Consider the following 14,052-nt stretch of genomic DNA (forward strand, 5'->3'; position numbering starts at 1 on the left):
GGAGGCGCAAAGTATTGCGCCGCTACGTCCGGTAATCAATCTTTCGGACTTTACTGACTTTCGGACTTTCCCGACTTATTTCCTACCTTTACAGTGCAAAACGTTCTATCGCTCCCGGCGCTTTGTTTGGGAGAGGAAAGTCCGGGCAACACAGAGCATCCTGCTTCCTAACGGGAAGGCGCCGGCAGCCGGCGACAGCAAGTGCCACAGAAAATATACCGCCCTGCAGTAATGACGGGTAAGGGTGAAAACGTGAGGTAAGAGCTCACGGCTTTTCCGGGCGACCGGGATCGCGGTAAACCTCAGGAGTTGAAAAACCAAATAGGTCCCGGAAGCGGAGCTGCTCGTTTCCGTATCCGCCAACAGGCGGATCGCCGGGATGGGTAGGTTGCTTGAACCTGTCAGCAATGGCAGGGCCAGATTAATGATAGAAACCACGCCCCTTAAAAAGGCGTGGAACAGAACCCGGCTTACAGGTTTGCAGCTGCAAACAAATGCCCTTCCCGGTAAAACGGGGAGGGTTATTTTGTGAAGGGCGAACAGTGAATTATCTGTATCGGGTGGTTCATAGCTTATTGCTCACCGTTCAATGCCGCTTACTTCAGACAGATCCCTTTTTTACCAACCGGCATTTCACTGCAAATCCGCTTAACCCGGCAGGTCTTGCTGGCTTAATGCCTCGTATAACCAAAAGCCATGTGGATCGCTAAACGGCATTGATTCATCATTCACCGCTCAGTATTCACTGCTCAGTATTTTTCTCAATTTATTTTCAAACAATATCTTCCTAAAAGTGTTTACTTTTCTATACAATTAACTAAATTAGCAATTCAAATATTTAAAGCGTTCAGGCAAACTAAAAATGGCGAAAATTTTAATCATTGATGACGAGCGGGCAATCCGGAATACATTACGTGAAATACTGGAGTACGAAGACTATACCGTTGAAGATATTGATAACGGCGTTGACGGGTTAGAACTCATACAAAAAAATGATTATGACCTGGTATTATGCGATATAAAAATGAACCGGGTAGATGGTATGGAGGTACTCACCGAGGGCCTTGCAATGAAGCCCGATCTGCCTTTTATCATGATATCGGGCCATGGCACCGTTGAAACCGCTATAGAGGCCAGCAAAAAAGGCGCATTTGACTTCATATCCAAACCACCTGACCTGAACAGGCTCCTCATCACCGTACGAAATGCACTCGACAGGGGAAGCCTGGTAACGGAAACAAAGGTTTTAAAGCGCAGGGTGGCTAAAGTCCGCACCATGCTGGGCGATTCACAGTCGATCTCCAAAATAAAGGAAACTATTGACAGGGTGGCACCTACTGATGCCAGGGTATTGATCACGGGGGCTAACGGCAGCGGTAAGGAGCTGGTAGCCCGCTGGTTACACGAAAAGTCACATCGTTCATCGTCGCCTTTGATTGAAGTAAACTGCGCGGCTATCCCTTCAGAATTGATTGAGAGTGAATTATTCGGGCACGAAAAAGGTTCATTTACTTCTGCCATCAAACAACGCATCGGCAAATTTGAAGCGGCTAACGGCGGAACGCTCTTTTTGGATGAGATCGGAGACATGAGCGCTTCAACCCAGGCCAAAGTGCTGCGCGCGCTGCAGGAAAATAAAATAACCCGCGTCGGCGGCGAAAAAGAAATCGATGTGGATGTACGTGTGGTTGCAGCAACCAACAAGGACTTGCTAAAGGAAATAGATGCTGGAAATTTCCGCCTTGACCTTTACCATCGCTTAAGCGTTATCCTTATCCACGTACCCCCTCTGACTGACCGTAAAGACGATATTCCATTACTGGCGCAAAACTTTTTGGACGAGATCTGTAATGACTATGGCATGCCTGTTAAAAAAATCTCAGATGCTGCTATGGAGGCATTAAAAGCTTTGCCGTGGACCGGGAATATCCGTGAATTAAGGAATATGATTGAACGTTTGATCATCCTTAGTGATAAAATTATAACAGACAATGACGTAAAGATCTTTGCAAACCCATCTTCGCCGGTTGAAGTTACCAATAGCAATAACGGGCATCAAACAGATTTTGACCGTTTCAATAACTTCCAGGAATATAAAGATTACGCCGAGCGCGAGTATATTAAATTCAAACTGGAAAAAAACAACTGGAACGTATCGAAAACTGCTGATGATATTGATATCCAGCGCAGTCATTTATACAGTAAAATAGAAAAATTTGGGCTAAAAAGAGGGGAATAAGTAGGGTTGATTGGGTTGGATTAAGTTGATCGAGTAAAATAGCTAGCAGGTACGCTTCGATAATTGAATTTATTTAGCGTTATCCTGCTATTTTTATTTTTATACGCTGATGTTAAGTAGACTGAGTTGGACCCGGTTGAATGAGTTGATTGGGTAAGTCCCGGTATTTTGCTATTAAAATAATAATTGGCTTATTCGTCTATTTTCATACCTTGATGGGATGAAAAAGTATGTCCTCCTTGTATGCCTGTTTTTTACGGGATTAATTATTTCTGCCATTAATCCGCATGATTATTTTACCTGGATTTTGGAAATTTTTCCAGCTATTATAGGTCTTTTTATACTCGTATTTACTTTCCGGCACTTTCAATTCACCATGTTAACTTATGTGATGATATTGTTGCATTGCTACGTGTTATTTATAGGCGGTCATTACACCTATGCCCTGGTTCCTGCTTTTGACTGGGTGCGCGATGTTTTCCACCAAAGCCGCAATAATTATGACAAGGTCGGGCACTTTTTCCAGGGCTTTGTACCGGCAATGATCGTTCGCGAAATATTTATCAGAAAAGAAATCATCAACAGGGAAAACTGGATCCCCTTTTTAACCATAAGTGTATGCGGGCTGATAAGCTTGCTGTATGAATTGCTGGAGTGGCTGGTTTCAGTATCCTCAGGGTCTGCAGGCAACTCTTTCCTTGGCACGCAGGGAGATGTATGGGATACGCAATCAGATATGCTTTTTGCTATTATTGGCGCCTCGTGTATGCTCATCACGCTATCAGGATTGCAGAACAAGGTGATCGCCGGAAAGTTGCAAAGGTTGTAATGGTTAAAAGTTGCAAGTGTTAAAATTAATACAAGGAGATTGAGTTATCAATCTGCCGAAATTTCTTCCGGACTTTCGGACTTTTCCGACTTCCGGACTCATCTTTGTAAATCAATTTAAAAAGTTCTACCTTTCGGGTATCAATTAAATCTCAAAACATTAAGATGGCTCAAACCTCAACAGTTCAGGCGGCGGATGATTTCGATTCCACCCCTACCCGCTTGTTTTCATTGGATGCTCTTCGCGGCTTCGATATGTTCTGGATCATGGGAGCAGATGAAATAATGCATGCGCTCCGCGATTCCACTAAATCCAACTTCTGGACAGTGATCGGTAACCAGTTTGAACACCCGGACTGGAATGGGTTTCACGCTTACGATATGATCTTTCCGCTCTTCCTGTTTATGGCAGGCGTTTCTACCCCATTTTCAGTAGGCCGCGAGTTGGAGAAAGGCAAAAGCCGCGAACAACTGATGCTAAGGGTTATTAAGCGGGCCTTTATTTTGGTGCTATTAGGGCTGTTGGTAAACAACGGGCTAAAAATTCAACCCATTGCGGATATCAGGTTCCCAAGTGTACTGGGGCGTATCGGTATCGCTTATATGTTTGCCAATATCATTTACCTGTACGCAAAAGAACTTTGGCAAATGATCTGGTTCTGGATATTTATCGTGGGTTATTACCTGCTGCTTAAATTTACAGCCGCGCCGGGCTTTCACCCCGGCGATCTTACCCCGCAGGGTAATTTTGCTTCGTATGTTGACCGCACCATATTGCCCGGCCATTTATATGTGCCATACCCCGGTACAAAAATAAACATGCACGATCCGGAAGGCTTGTTCTCTACTATCCCCGCTATCAGCACCGGTATTTTAGGAATTTTAACCGGAACGCTGTTAAAAAGGAAGGATATTACGGCGAATTTGAAGGCTTTGCTGATGGCTCTTTTCGGCTTTGCTTTTATATTCGTTTCACTGATCTGGAATTTAGACTTTCCGATCAACAAAAACCTGTGGTCAAGTTCATTCGTGATGCTGGTTGGTGGGATCAGTTTAATACTGATGTCAGTTTTTTATTACATCATTGATGTTTTAGGGTATAAAAAATGGGCCTTCTTTTTCAAAGTCATCGGTATGAACTCTATTTTGATCTATATCTCGGGGCATTTTATCAAATGGAGCTATGCCAATAACGGGTTCTTCCAATGGCTGGGGCAGCTGGTGGGTAACCCATATAACGCAGTAGTAATGGCGATAACTTTGGTGCTGGTAAAATGGCTATTCCTGCGTTATCTGTACGAAAAGAAAACGTTTTTGCGGGTATAGATGGTAAGCTTACCATTTAAAAGGATAAGCCCGCCATGAAAAAAAATGGCGGGCTTATTTTATTTTGATAATATTTCGCCAAGACCAGCGGGCGAATAGTTGATAGATTTTAACGTCTTATTGTCAGCTGTACGGTACACTAAAAACAAACCGTCTATTTCTTTATGATAAGAATCGGTATTGGCAGTGTTTTTGTAATGTTCGATTGTAAGGTGAGCCTCTTCAACGGTTTTACAGGCTTTGCTCATATTGGAGCGGTGTACCTCGTCAAATAGTTCTTTAAATTTTTCGCCAAGGCCAAATTCTAAAATAGCACCTGCAAGTACATATTGCAAATCGCATAAGGCATCAGCAACTTCTGTTAAATCGTTATCTTCTACTGCCTGCTGCAATTCTTTTAGTTCTTCAGCCAGCAGCGAAACGCGGAGTTCACATCGTTCTTTTGATGGGATCGCTGGGTTTGTTACAATAGGGTGTTTGAAGGTATGATGGAATTCGGCTACCTGGTTTAATGCATTTGTGTCTTTTATCATAATCATTTTTTTCGGCTGCCGGCAGCTATATCCCGGCCCCATTTGTCATTATGCTGCAAGTATAAATAAAAAATAAAGTGCAATTAAACCCTTAGCGATAAAATCCGTCTATTAAATAAACAGCAGAAAAAAGTTTAAAAAAAACAATCATGAAAAGTGCATATAAATATTTATTATCAATTGGCTTAAGTGGGCTGATGTGCCTGTTTTTAGCTATGCCGGCCAGCGCCCAACATAACAGAGGTGGTGGTGGTGGTGGCAATCACGGTGGTGGCGGCGGCGGCGGTTTTGCCCGGGGCGGCGGCGGTGGCGGTGGTGCCCGGTTTAATGGCGGTGGTGGCGCCCGTTTCAATGGCGGCGGTGCTGCAGTTGCCCGAGGTGGATTTGGCGGCGGCCGGTCGTTCCAGGCCCCTCAAAGGCAGGGCAATTTCCAAAGGGGCTTTGCTCCTCAACGTGGTAATGCCGGGTTCAGAGGTAATAACTTTGCCGGAAGACCAGGCTTTAACGCAAGAGGCAATAATTTTGCCGGAAGACCCGGAGTAAACGCAAGAGGCTATAACGGAAATCGTTATGCTTACAATGGCAGGGTAAATGCCTACAGAGGCGGCTATCGTGGTGCTTATGGTTACCGTGGTGCCTACGGTTACAGAGGTGGTTATGGCTGGAGAGGTGGTTATGGCTGGAGAGGCGGTTATTACGGCCCTAGTTATTGGGGTGCCCGCGGATGGTGGGGTGGCCGTGGCGGCTACTGGTGGAACGGTGGCTTATATGCCAGCTTATACTGGCCACGTATTGGTTTCAGTGTAGGGGTTTTACCTTACGGATATTATCCTTTCTATTGGGACAACCAGCCATACTATTACAGCAATGGGTTTTATTACCAACAGAATAACGATCAATATACTGTAGTAGAGCCACCATTGGGTGCTGAAATTACACAGCTTCCGGCCGGTGCAAAAGAGATTACCATTGACGGACAGCAATATTATGAATTGAACGGTGTATATTATCAACCGGTTACCAAGGATGATGGTACTAACGTTTATGTGATAGCAGGTAAAGATGGCAAGTTAGACACCGCCAACAGCGGAACTGATAACGGCGGTTATAACACCCCGGCTCCTGACAATGGCGGCTATAACAGTGCGCCCCCTCAAGGCGGTGTAAACAATGTTCCGGAACCACAAAAAGGTGATATCTATGAGACTTTGCCACAAGATACCCGCAGGATAAAACTTAACGGTGAAACTTTCTTTGTGTCTCCTGATGATTATTATTACCAGGAAACGATTGACACCAGGGGTAACAAGGCCTATAAAGTAGTAGGTACACCATCTGATGAACCGCAGGAAAATTAATCCAATAACTCCCGATATATTTTTAAAGGCGGCCTGTTTTTTCAGGGCGCCTTTTTTATTAACCGCTTCACCCCTATTTTTTTCAGCTTCGGCGCCCATATTTATAAATTGCAACGCCAAGCAATTACCTTTACGTGATGGACAAAACCGAAAAGCGGATCTCCTTGTATAGTTCATTACTCATTGGGTTACTGATGTGCAGCCCAAAGTTTATGGCATTTCGCGGGCAGGGCATCATTGCTCATTTCTGGCATTTTAACCTTGCGGAACTTATCTTACAGGTTGCCTTTAATGTGGGTTTTTGTTATTTCCTGTTTTATTTAAATCTGCGGGATGCTAATGCCGGACTAACTGTCGAATCTGCAAAAACACAAGCAGGGCGGTACCTTTTTAATGCTATACTCCTGCTGGTAAGTTGTTTGTTATGCGGTGTAATTCAACGGCAGCTTTTTATGAGTGACCAGCCCAGGGGCATTTACTGGACAGGATACCTGAGCCGCTTTTTTTTGAGCGCCTTATTTGCAGGTATCCTCATCAAAATCATATTGCTGATGCGCCAAAGCAAACAAAAGGATAAGGAAAATAACCTGTTAAAAACGGCGTATCTTGAAGCGGAGCTGGGATTGCTTAAAGAACAGCTTAACCCGCATTTTTTGTTCAACTCGCTTAGCAGTTTATCTGGTATTGTGCGCGAGGATCCCCAAATGGCGCAGCATTTTATCAACCACCTTTCAAAAATATTCAGGTATGCGCTGGCCGGGCAAAATGATCACCTGGTTGTTGTTGCCGAAGAATTAACGATGATAAAATCGTACGAACAGCTGTTGAAAATGCGTTTTGAAAAAGCTTTCCGGCTGGAAACGAATATCGAAAAACATTACCTTAATTATACCCTTCCGCATCTGACGTTGCAGCCACTGCTTGAAAATGCAGCCAAACACAACTCAGCATCAATAACAAAACCGTTAAAGGTTTATATTTATACTGAAGGGGATTATATGGTGGTAAAAAACAACCTGCAGGAGATTGCCGAACCTGAAAACAGCACGGGAATTGGGCTCGCCAATTTAAACAGCCGTTTCCGTATCCTGATGCATAAAGAAATTGAAATAGAAAAAACGAAAGACAGTTTCATTGTTAAATTACCGCTGAAAAAATGAGTTCATTACGTGTAGTCATTATTGAAGACGAACCTGTAAGCGCGCGCAACCTTGCGCACCTGTTAAATAAATTAGATGATTCCATCGCTATAAAAACAATACTGGGCAGTGTGGAGGAATCCGTTAAATGGTTCAATAATGCCGAGAACAATTTCGACCTTGTTTTTATGGATATAAGGCTTGCGGACGGCTTGTCATTTGATATTTTCAAACTGGCAAATGTTTCAAAACCGGTAATATTTGTAACCGCGTACAACGATTATGCCATACAGGCTTTTAAAAACAATGGCATCGATTACATTTTAAAGCCTTTTGACGATGAAGAAGTGGAACAGGCGCTACGTAAATTTAACAACCTTACCTCAATGCCTGTTAAATCCGGGGGCAATTTAAACTATGAGCAACTGATCAACCAGCTTAACGAAAATGCAAGGCCTTATAAAAAATCATTCCTGGTGCATTTTCGCGATAAATTGATCCCGCTTGAAACGGAAAAAATAGCCTGGTTTTATACAGCTAACGAACTGGTTTATGCCCATACCATTGACAGCAGGCAGTATATCGTTGATTTCACCATGGAACAACTGGAGCAACAACTGGATATGAACCGGTTCTTCAGGGCAAACCGTCAATTTATTGTTAACCGGAAAGAAATAACCGAAGTCGCTTTTTATTTTAACGGTCGTTTAGTTGTAAAAATAAAACCGGAGCCGCCTGAAAATATTATCATCAGCAAAGCCCGCTCGCCCGAATTTAAAAGCTGGATGAACAAGTAAAGTCATTTCACCCGGCTTATCATCAGCTTCGCTCCAAAAGCAGTAACCAACCTTGATTTTTTAAGTCAATTTTATAGTCGCCGGTTAACGGTGGTATTTTAATTACTTAAAAAATAAAAAAATGAGACAATATGCAGGGCCATACAAGTTATGGATATTAGCATTTTTATTGGTGCTGGTTTTAGCCGAGATCGCCTGGAGCTGGAAAAACGATAAGAAGGTTTATGATATAAAAGAAACGTTTTCGAATTTATCCGTTTTTGCGGGATTCCAGCTTTCTAAGATTTTATTTACCGGCTACCAGTTAGCGGTCCTCGGATTTTTCACCCGGATAGCGCCATTTAGCTTACCACGGAATTCCTGGGTATTTTTGCTGACATTTATCACAGCCGATTTTTTGTACTATTGGTTTCACAGAATCTCACATTCCTGGAAACCGCTATGGGCATTTCACCAGGTACACCATTCGGCCATGCACATGAACTTAACATCGGCATACCGGTTAAACTGGCTATCGGCCGTTATAAGCCCGATATTTTTTATCCCGGCCGCTTTGTCAGGCATGCCGGCTGATTTTATTGTGATTTCCTACGTCCTCAACCTTGCTTATCAGTTTTTTCTGCATACCGAGGTAGTCGGTAAAATGGGGATCATGGAAAAAATTATCGATACGCCTTCTTCACACAGGGTACACCATGGCAGCAATCCAATTTACATTGATAAAAATTTTGGCGGGGTGCTCATCATTTGGGACAGGCTTTTTAAAACCTATCAACCCGAAACCGAAAAACCAAATTATGGGCTCACCACGGGGTTTATGAGTTACAACCCATTTGTGCTCGTTTTTAAAGGCTTTGTGGAATTGTTTTCGGGTAAAATGAAACTCAAAAGTTAATTCACCCCCGTTTTTAGCCGGTTCACCCATTACGGGTAAACCCAACACCCTTGATATTAGTTTAATATGTTAAAATTACATCAGTCAATTAATTACAAAATTTATGAAAATCAAATTTAACACGTCAAAAATTCTGTTGGTAACGGTAGTTACCGCCGGAATAGCATTTATGGTAACATCATGTCATAAAGATGCATCAACCACATCAACAAATGCAACGGTTACCGAAGCCGACGCAGTACAATTAACCACTGATGCGGTGTCGCCCTCAACAGGTGGTATGGTATTACAATTAAACAGTTCTGTAAATACTTATGCAACCGTTAATTTTTCATGCGGTGTGCAAAAGGACTCAAGTTATGTTATTGCAAGTTCAACCGGCGCCAGTCCTTCATACAATTATAGTTTTCAGTGGAACGATATGCTCACCTGTAATGGCACAGCGCCGAGCCAGCTTACTTTCAATTTTACCGGCACAGGGAGTTATACTGGACCGCTGATGTCATCAACTGATAATAGTACCGGTGGTTTTGTTTTAACGGGGCTTGGCGCAGGCTCGCAATATTTATTTAACACAACCTATAGCCGTACCGGAACTACTACCTCAAAAGTGTTAAGGCAACTTACATTCCACAGTGTGATTACGATAACCGGTACCGATATCGCTATTGATAAAACAACTAAGATGATTGCTTCGGGTACTGCAGCGGTAAGTATTAGTGCCACGTCAACTTCAGGCAGCACGTTTACGTTTAACGGTAAAATCACTTTCCGTGGTAACAAAAAAGCAAACCTGGTATTAAACAGTGGAGTTACCTATGTTATTCAATGGAATTAAATATATTGCATAATGAAATTTATCAATAAATTACTGGCTGTTTTATTATTAGCATCAGCTGTTGTATGTTCTGTAAATGCACAGGCCAATCTTCAGAAATTAAAAAACGAAACACCCGAACAAAGGGCAGCATTTCAAACTAAATTAATGAAAGAAAAGCTGAATCTTAACGATATGCAGTTGACCAAAGTATCCACAATTAACTTGAAATACGCGGAAAAATTTGAGCCGATAATAAAAAGTGACGACAACCGATTTTTGAGGATGCGGCAGGCTAAAGCATTGATGGAACAAAAAGATAAAGAGTTGCAGGCGGTATTTACCAAAACCCAATATAACGAATATCTTGCTGTTGAAAATGAAATTAGAAAAAAATCAGGTCGCAAATGAATTGACCGGTAAGCAGTTAATTTTTACTGTAAATTGGTTTATTTTGATCATCCCCTTGCGAGCGCCCGCTGTGTTTTTACACTTCGGGCGCTTCGCGTTGTTGCGTGTAATACATCATCATTAACACTTAAAAAGAGCCGGGCCTGTTCGATATTTTGGCTGATGTAAAACAATTTTAGGTTTTATTTCATTTATGTTATTAAAACCTCGCAATTCCAATCATGCCGAAGAAAAAAATACCCCTCAGATACATATTGATCCTGTTTATATTTGTATCATTTATGCCAAAGCCTGCGAAGGCGTACTCTGTATTAACCCATGAGGCATTGATTGATGCCAGCTGGAAGAAAAGCATTTTACCTTTATTGAAACAGAAATTTCCGGCGGCGGCCGATAGCGACCTTGTAAAGGCCCATGCATATGCTTATGGTGGCGCGTTGATCGCAGATATGGGCTATTTCCCTTTTGGTAGTGTTTATTTTACCAACCTTGCACATTACGTACGCAGCGGCGACTTCGTTGAAAACCTTTTATCTGAATCGCAAAACCTTAATGAATATGCATTTGCGTTGGGTTCCTTATGCCACTATATGGCGGATAAATATGGGCACTCACTGGCAACCAACCATGTTGTGCCTATTGTTTACCCCGAAATGAAAGAAAGATTTGGCCCGGTAGTAACCTATGATGAGGATCATACTTCGCATAGCCGGGTTGAAATAGCATTTGATGTACTTGAAACTGCCCGGGGTAATTATGCATCACAAAACTACCATGATTTTATTGGTTTTGAAGTTGCAAAACCCGTGCTTGAACGGGCGTTTTTAAAAACCTATGGGCAGGATATCAATACGATTTTTGGAAACCTTGATCTTACTATATCAACTTTCCGGTGGTCTGTAAAAAGTTTGTTGCCCATGGTAACACGCACGGCCTGGCTGTTAAAGAAAAACGAAATAAAAAAATCTAACCCAAGCGCTAACGAAAGGACTTTTCATTACCACATGAAAAGAAAAGCGTATTACAAGGAGTTTGGCTCCTCAAGACAAAAGCCAAAATTTAAAGAAAGGGTATTAGCGTTTATTATTCGCTTTTTGCCTAAAATAGGCCCCCTTAAAGCTTTGAAATTTAAACCGGTTGGGCCGGAAGGTGAAAAATTATTTATCCGCAGTTTTGATACGGTAATTACCCAATATGACGATGTATTGAACAAGTTGCAAAACAGAACAGTAGATTTAAAGGACATGGATTATGACACGGGCCAACCCACCATGCCCGGAGAATATGGCCTGGCTGACAAGACCTATGTTGAACTGCTTGATAAACTGCAGGACAATAAATTTATGGAAATGACCCAGCCCCTGCAGCAAAATTTACTCAATTTTTATAACAAAGCCGATACCGTTCAATTGGCCCTTAAGTACCCCTCGGAATGGAAGAAAACTTCGTTGGCATTACAGGAACTTAAGGCCGCCACACCAATTCAAATGGACAGTTTGAAAAATATTAAAGGCGTATATTATAAATTAAATGAACCAGCGGTGCAGCCTGTTAATGTAAACGACGGCAAAATAAAATCGAAACCTATACCGGCATCCGAACAGCCAAAAGTAAATTGATGTATGTTTAATTGTTAAAAAGTTTAGCTATTTCAAATATTTATTATACCAGCCGATGTAGCGTTTTAAACGATCCACCTGGTAGCTCGGAACAGTAAACTCATGGTATTGATTTGGATAAAGAATGAGCTCTGCAGGGATGTTCTGTTGTTTCAATGCCATATACATCTGCTCACTGCCTGCAGTTGGTACATTAAAATCTTTCAACCCCGACATAAACAATACAGGTGTTTTGATCCTGTCGGCATGGAAGAATGGATACGATAAACTAATCCATTTTTCCTGGCTTTTCCATGGCGGGCCAAGTTCGTTATCATATTGCAATACATATTCATCGCTGCCGTACATCGTAGTTTGCAAGGCGCTCCCCGCTCCTGCTACCGCTGCTTTAAAACGCGTGTCGGTCGCAATGGTGTAATCTGTTGAAATACTGCCATAACTCCAGCCGCCAATGCCTAAATGATCAGGATCGGCCACGCCTTCTTTAACCAGTTCGTCAACAGCGCCCAGGAGGTCAATAACTTCCTTATGCCCCCAGTCGGCATAAATGGCTTTACAATAATCAAGCCCCCTGCCATTGCTGCCCCTGTAATTTACCGCCGCAACTGCGTAACCTTCGCAGGCCAGGGTTTGACGGATATCATCAAAAGTATAATCGTCCTGCGCTACCGGCCCACCATGGATATAAAGTATAAAGGGAAGTTTTTTCGACTTTGTACTATCCAAAGTATAGAGTAAACCCGACACCTTTGTGCCATCTTTGCTTGTCGAACTAAACCCTTCAACATGAGCCAGTTTAATGTTATTTAACCAATCCTGGTGATGGGTAAGCCTTTTTAATTTGCCGCCTTCAGCAGCATAAAGTTCAGTCGGCAGGTACGGCGTACTCATTTCAACCACCCAGTTTGTTGCATTAACCGGATTTTCTGTGGCAATACCATAATCGCCAATGTTGAGTGTGCTTATTTTTTTATTTACAAGGCTATACTGTGCCAGGTAAGTCTTTCGGTCGTCAGTTACAGTAAACGCAATCGTTTTACCATCTTTGCTCCAGGCGGGGGTTGCTACCGGGCGATCCATTTCAAGTGTCAGCGTCTTACTGTTTTTCCCGTCGGCGTCCATCATACACAGCATATCCTGGTCGTACATCATATAAGCTGCATCGCTTGTTGAGCGCAGGTAAGCAATAAACTTGCCATCAGGACTCCATTTGGGGTTAATATCGTGCCCTTTCCAGGTGGTAAGCTGTGTGATCTGCCCTTTTGCCCTGGCTTCAATCGTAAATATGTCCGAATTATCGTTCTTTTCCGGGTCGGCTGTGCGATTGCTTACAAAAGCGATCAGTTTACTATCCGGCGACCATTCCGGGGTTTGCTCATCGGTATTTCCTTTGGTAAGGGTATCCAGCTTCTTCGTATCCAAATCAAAAAGATACAAATGCGTATGCAGGTGATGCAGGTACCCTTCCATATCCTGTTTAAAATGGTAACTATCAATACGGATAGGCAAAGGTGTTTTTTCATCATCTTTGTCTTTGTCCTTGTCTTTATCCTTATCTTCTGCATCCTTGATAACCAAAAGCAGTTTTTTTGCATCAGGGGACCATTCATAGCCATTCAGATCACCTTTAACCGCAGTTAGTTTGGTGGCTTCGCCTCCGCGTCGGTCCATCAGCCAGATTTGTGAGCCATTTTTTGATTCCCTCTCAGAAAGGAATGAAATATACTTACCATCAGGACTCCATTGCGGTGACGTAGCTGACTCAAAACCGTAGGTCAGCTGGATGGACTCGTTACCGGTTAAACTTTGCATCCAAAGGTGGGTTATGCTTTTATCTTTTGCAGTATCCACTTCTGATAGACTATAAACCACCCATTTGTTATCAGTTGATACCCTGGAATCGCTAAGGGTCTTTTCCTTTAAAATATCCGCAGGACTAAAGGGCTTTTTAATTTGCTGCGAAAAAGCATAAAGTGCGCCTGAACAAAGAAGGATAATGGCTAAAAGTTTCTTCATAAATCAATAATTGATGGTGTAATTTACAAATAGTAATTAAAAATACCAGCGGGTTATAAGGTTGCCATTTAAGG

12 protein-coding genes and 1 other RNA gene are annotated in these 14,052 nt (G+C 42.5%); 11 read left to right on the forward strand and 2 right to left on the reverse strand.

Annotated elements, in window-relative coordinates; translation table 11 throughout:
- The first annotated feature begins 92 nt into the window (after window positions 1-92).
- The 4 genes from rnpB (at window position 93) to MgSA37_RS13915 (ending at window position 4,393) form a co-directional block, all read left to right on the forward strand.
- Window positions 93-490, forward strand: an RNA gene (gene rnpB, locus MgSA37_RS13900) — RNase P RNA component class A.
- 372 nt (window positions 491-862) lie between these two features.
- On the forward strand, window positions 863-2,239 hold the full coding sequence (locus MgSA37_RS13905; protein ID WP_096352721.1) for a sigma-54-dependent transcriptional regulator: 1,377 nt from the start codon (window positions 863-865) through the stop codon (window positions 2,237-2,239).
- A 220-nt stretch (window positions 2,240-2,459) separates the two neighbouring features.
- Complete coding sequence (locus MgSA37_RS13910) at window positions 2,460-3,068, forward strand: DUF2238 domain-containing protein (protein ID WP_096352722.1); 609 nt, start codon at window positions 2,460-2,462, stop codon at window positions 3,066-3,068.
- Between the two features lie 164 nt (window positions 3,069-3,232).
- Window positions 3,233-4,393, forward strand: a complete 1,161-nt coding sequence (locus MgSA37_RS13915; protein ID WP_096352724.1) for an acyltransferase family protein — start codon at window positions 3,233-3,235, stop codon at window positions 4,391-4,393.
- Between the two features lie 59 nt (window positions 4,394-4,452).
- Here the strand turns inward: MgSA37_RS13915 and MgSA37_RS13920 are convergent, their stop codons facing one another.
- On the reverse strand, window positions 4,453-4,926 hold the full coding sequence (locus MgSA37_RS13920; RefSeq protein ID WP_197706134.1) for a pyrophosphohydrolase domain-containing protein: 474 nt from the start codon (window positions 4,924-4,926) through the stop codon (window positions 4,453-4,455).
- Window positions 4,927-5,075: 149 nt separating this feature from the next.
- Between MgSA37_RS13920 and MgSA37_RS28250 the strand changes: the two genes are divergently transcribed.
- The 7 genes from MgSA37_RS28250 (at window position 5,076) to MgSA37_RS13970 (ending at window position 11,962) form a co-directional block, all read left to right on the forward strand.
- A complete protein-coding gene (locus MgSA37_RS28250; protein ID WP_157750573.1) occupies window positions 5,076-6,284 on the forward strand; it encodes a DUF6515 family protein in 1,209 nt (402 codons plus the stop codon).
- Window positions 6,285-6,421: 137 nt separating this feature from the next.
- Complete coding sequence (locus MgSA37_RS13945; RefSeq protein WP_096352730.1) at window positions 6,422-7,444, forward strand: sensor histidine kinase; 1,023 nt, start codon at window positions 6,422-6,424, stop codon at window positions 7,442-7,444.
- Complete coding sequence (locus tag MgSA37_RS13950) at window positions 7,441-8,220, forward strand: LytR/AlgR family response regulator transcription factor (RefSeq protein ID WP_096352732.1); 780 nt, start codon at window positions 7,441-7,443, stop codon at window positions 8,218-8,220. The genes MgSA37_RS13945 and MgSA37_RS13950 overlap by 4 nt, the downstream gene beginning before the upstream one ends.
- A gap of 121 nt (window positions 8,221-8,341) precedes the next feature.
- Window positions 8,342-9,115: a sterol desaturase family protein gene (locus tag MgSA37_RS13955; protein ID WP_096352733.1), complete on the forward strand. Its 774-nt coding sequence runs from the start codon at window positions 8,342-8,344 to the stop codon at window positions 9,113-9,115.
- 103 nt (window positions 9,116-9,218) lie between these two features.
- Window positions 9,219-9,953 (forward strand): hypothetical protein, encoded by a 735-nt coding sequence (locus MgSA37_RS13960; protein WP_096352735.1) that lies wholly within the window; start codon window positions 9,219-9,221, stop codon window positions 9,951-9,953.
- A gap of 12 nt (window positions 9,954-9,965) precedes the next feature.
- Window positions 9,966-10,343 (forward strand): hypothetical protein, encoded by a 378-nt coding sequence (locus MgSA37_RS13965; RefSeq protein ID WP_096352736.1) that lies wholly within the window; start codon window positions 9,966-9,968, stop codon window positions 10,341-10,343.
- 221 nt (window positions 10,344-10,564) lie between these two features.
- On the forward strand, window positions 10,565-11,962 hold the full coding sequence (locus tag MgSA37_RS13970; RefSeq protein ID WP_096352738.1) for a zinc dependent phospholipase C family protein: 1,398 nt from the start codon (window positions 10,565-10,567) through the stop codon (window positions 11,960-11,962).
- A 27-nt stretch (window positions 11,963-11,989) separates the two neighbouring features.
- Here the strand turns inward: MgSA37_RS13970 and MgSA37_RS13975 are convergent, their stop codons facing one another.
- On the reverse strand, window positions 11,990-13,978 hold the full coding sequence (locus MgSA37_RS13975) for a S9 family peptidase (protein WP_096352740.1): 1,989 nt from the start codon (window positions 13,976-13,978) through the stop codon (window positions 11,990-11,992).
- Window positions 13,979-14,052: the final 74 nt, after the last annotated feature.

It is taken from the genome of Mucilaginibacter gotjawali (assembly GCF_002355435.1).
Lineage (GTDB): Bacteria > Bacteroidota > Bacteroidia > Sphingobacteriales > Sphingobacteriaceae > Mucilaginibacter > Mucilaginibacter gotjawali.

Excerpts from the sequence above, each read along its gene's own strand:
- MgSA37_RS13920 (WP_197706134.1), bottom strand. The coding sequence starts at position 4,926 with ATGATAAAAGACACAAATGCATTAAACCAGGTAGCCGAATTCCATCAT.
- MgSA37_RS13910 (WP_096352722.1), top strand. The coding sequence starts at position 2,460 with ATGAAAAAGTATGTCCTCCTTGTATGCCTGTTTTTTACGGGATTAATT.
- MgSA37_RS13945 (WP_096352730.1), top strand. The coding sequence starts at position 6,422 with ATGGACAAAACCGAAAAGCGGATCTCCTTGTATAGTTCATTACTCATT.
- MgSA37_RS13950 (WP_096352732.1), top strand. The coding sequence starts at position 7,441 with ATGAGTTCATTACGTGTAGTCATTATTGAAGACGAACCTGTAAGCGCG.
- MgSA37_RS13915 (WP_096352724.1), top strand. The coding sequence starts at position 3,233 with ATGGCTCAAACCTCAACAGTTCAGGCGGCGGATGATTTCGATTCCACC.
- MgSA37_RS13960 (WP_096352735.1), top strand. The coding sequence starts at position 9,219 with ATGAAAATCAAATTTAACACGTCAAAAATTCTGTTGGTAACGGTAGTT.
- MgSA37_RS13955 (WP_096352733.1), top strand. The coding sequence starts at position 8,342 with ATGAGACAATATGCAGGGCCATACAAGTTATGGATATTAGCATTTTTA.
- MgSA37_RS13905 (WP_096352721.1), top strand. The coding sequence starts at position 863 with ATGGCGAAAATTTTAATCATTGATGACGAGCGGGCAATCCGGAATACA.
- MgSA37_RS13965 (WP_096352736.1), top strand. The coding sequence starts at position 9,966 with ATGAAATTTATCAATAAATTACTGGCTGTTTTATTATTAGCATCAGCT.
- MgSA37_RS28250 (WP_157750573.1), top strand. The coding sequence starts at position 5,076 with ATGAAAAGTGCATATAAATATTTATTATCAATTGGCTTAAGTGGGCTG.
- MgSA37_RS13970 (WP_096352738.1), top strand. The coding sequence starts at position 10,565 with ATGCCGAAGAAAAAAATACCCCTCAGATACATATTGATCCTGTTTATA.
- MgSA37_RS13975 (WP_096352740.1), bottom strand. The coding sequence starts at position 13,978 with ATGAAGAAACTTTTAGCCATTATCCTTCTTTGTTCAGGCGCACTTTAT.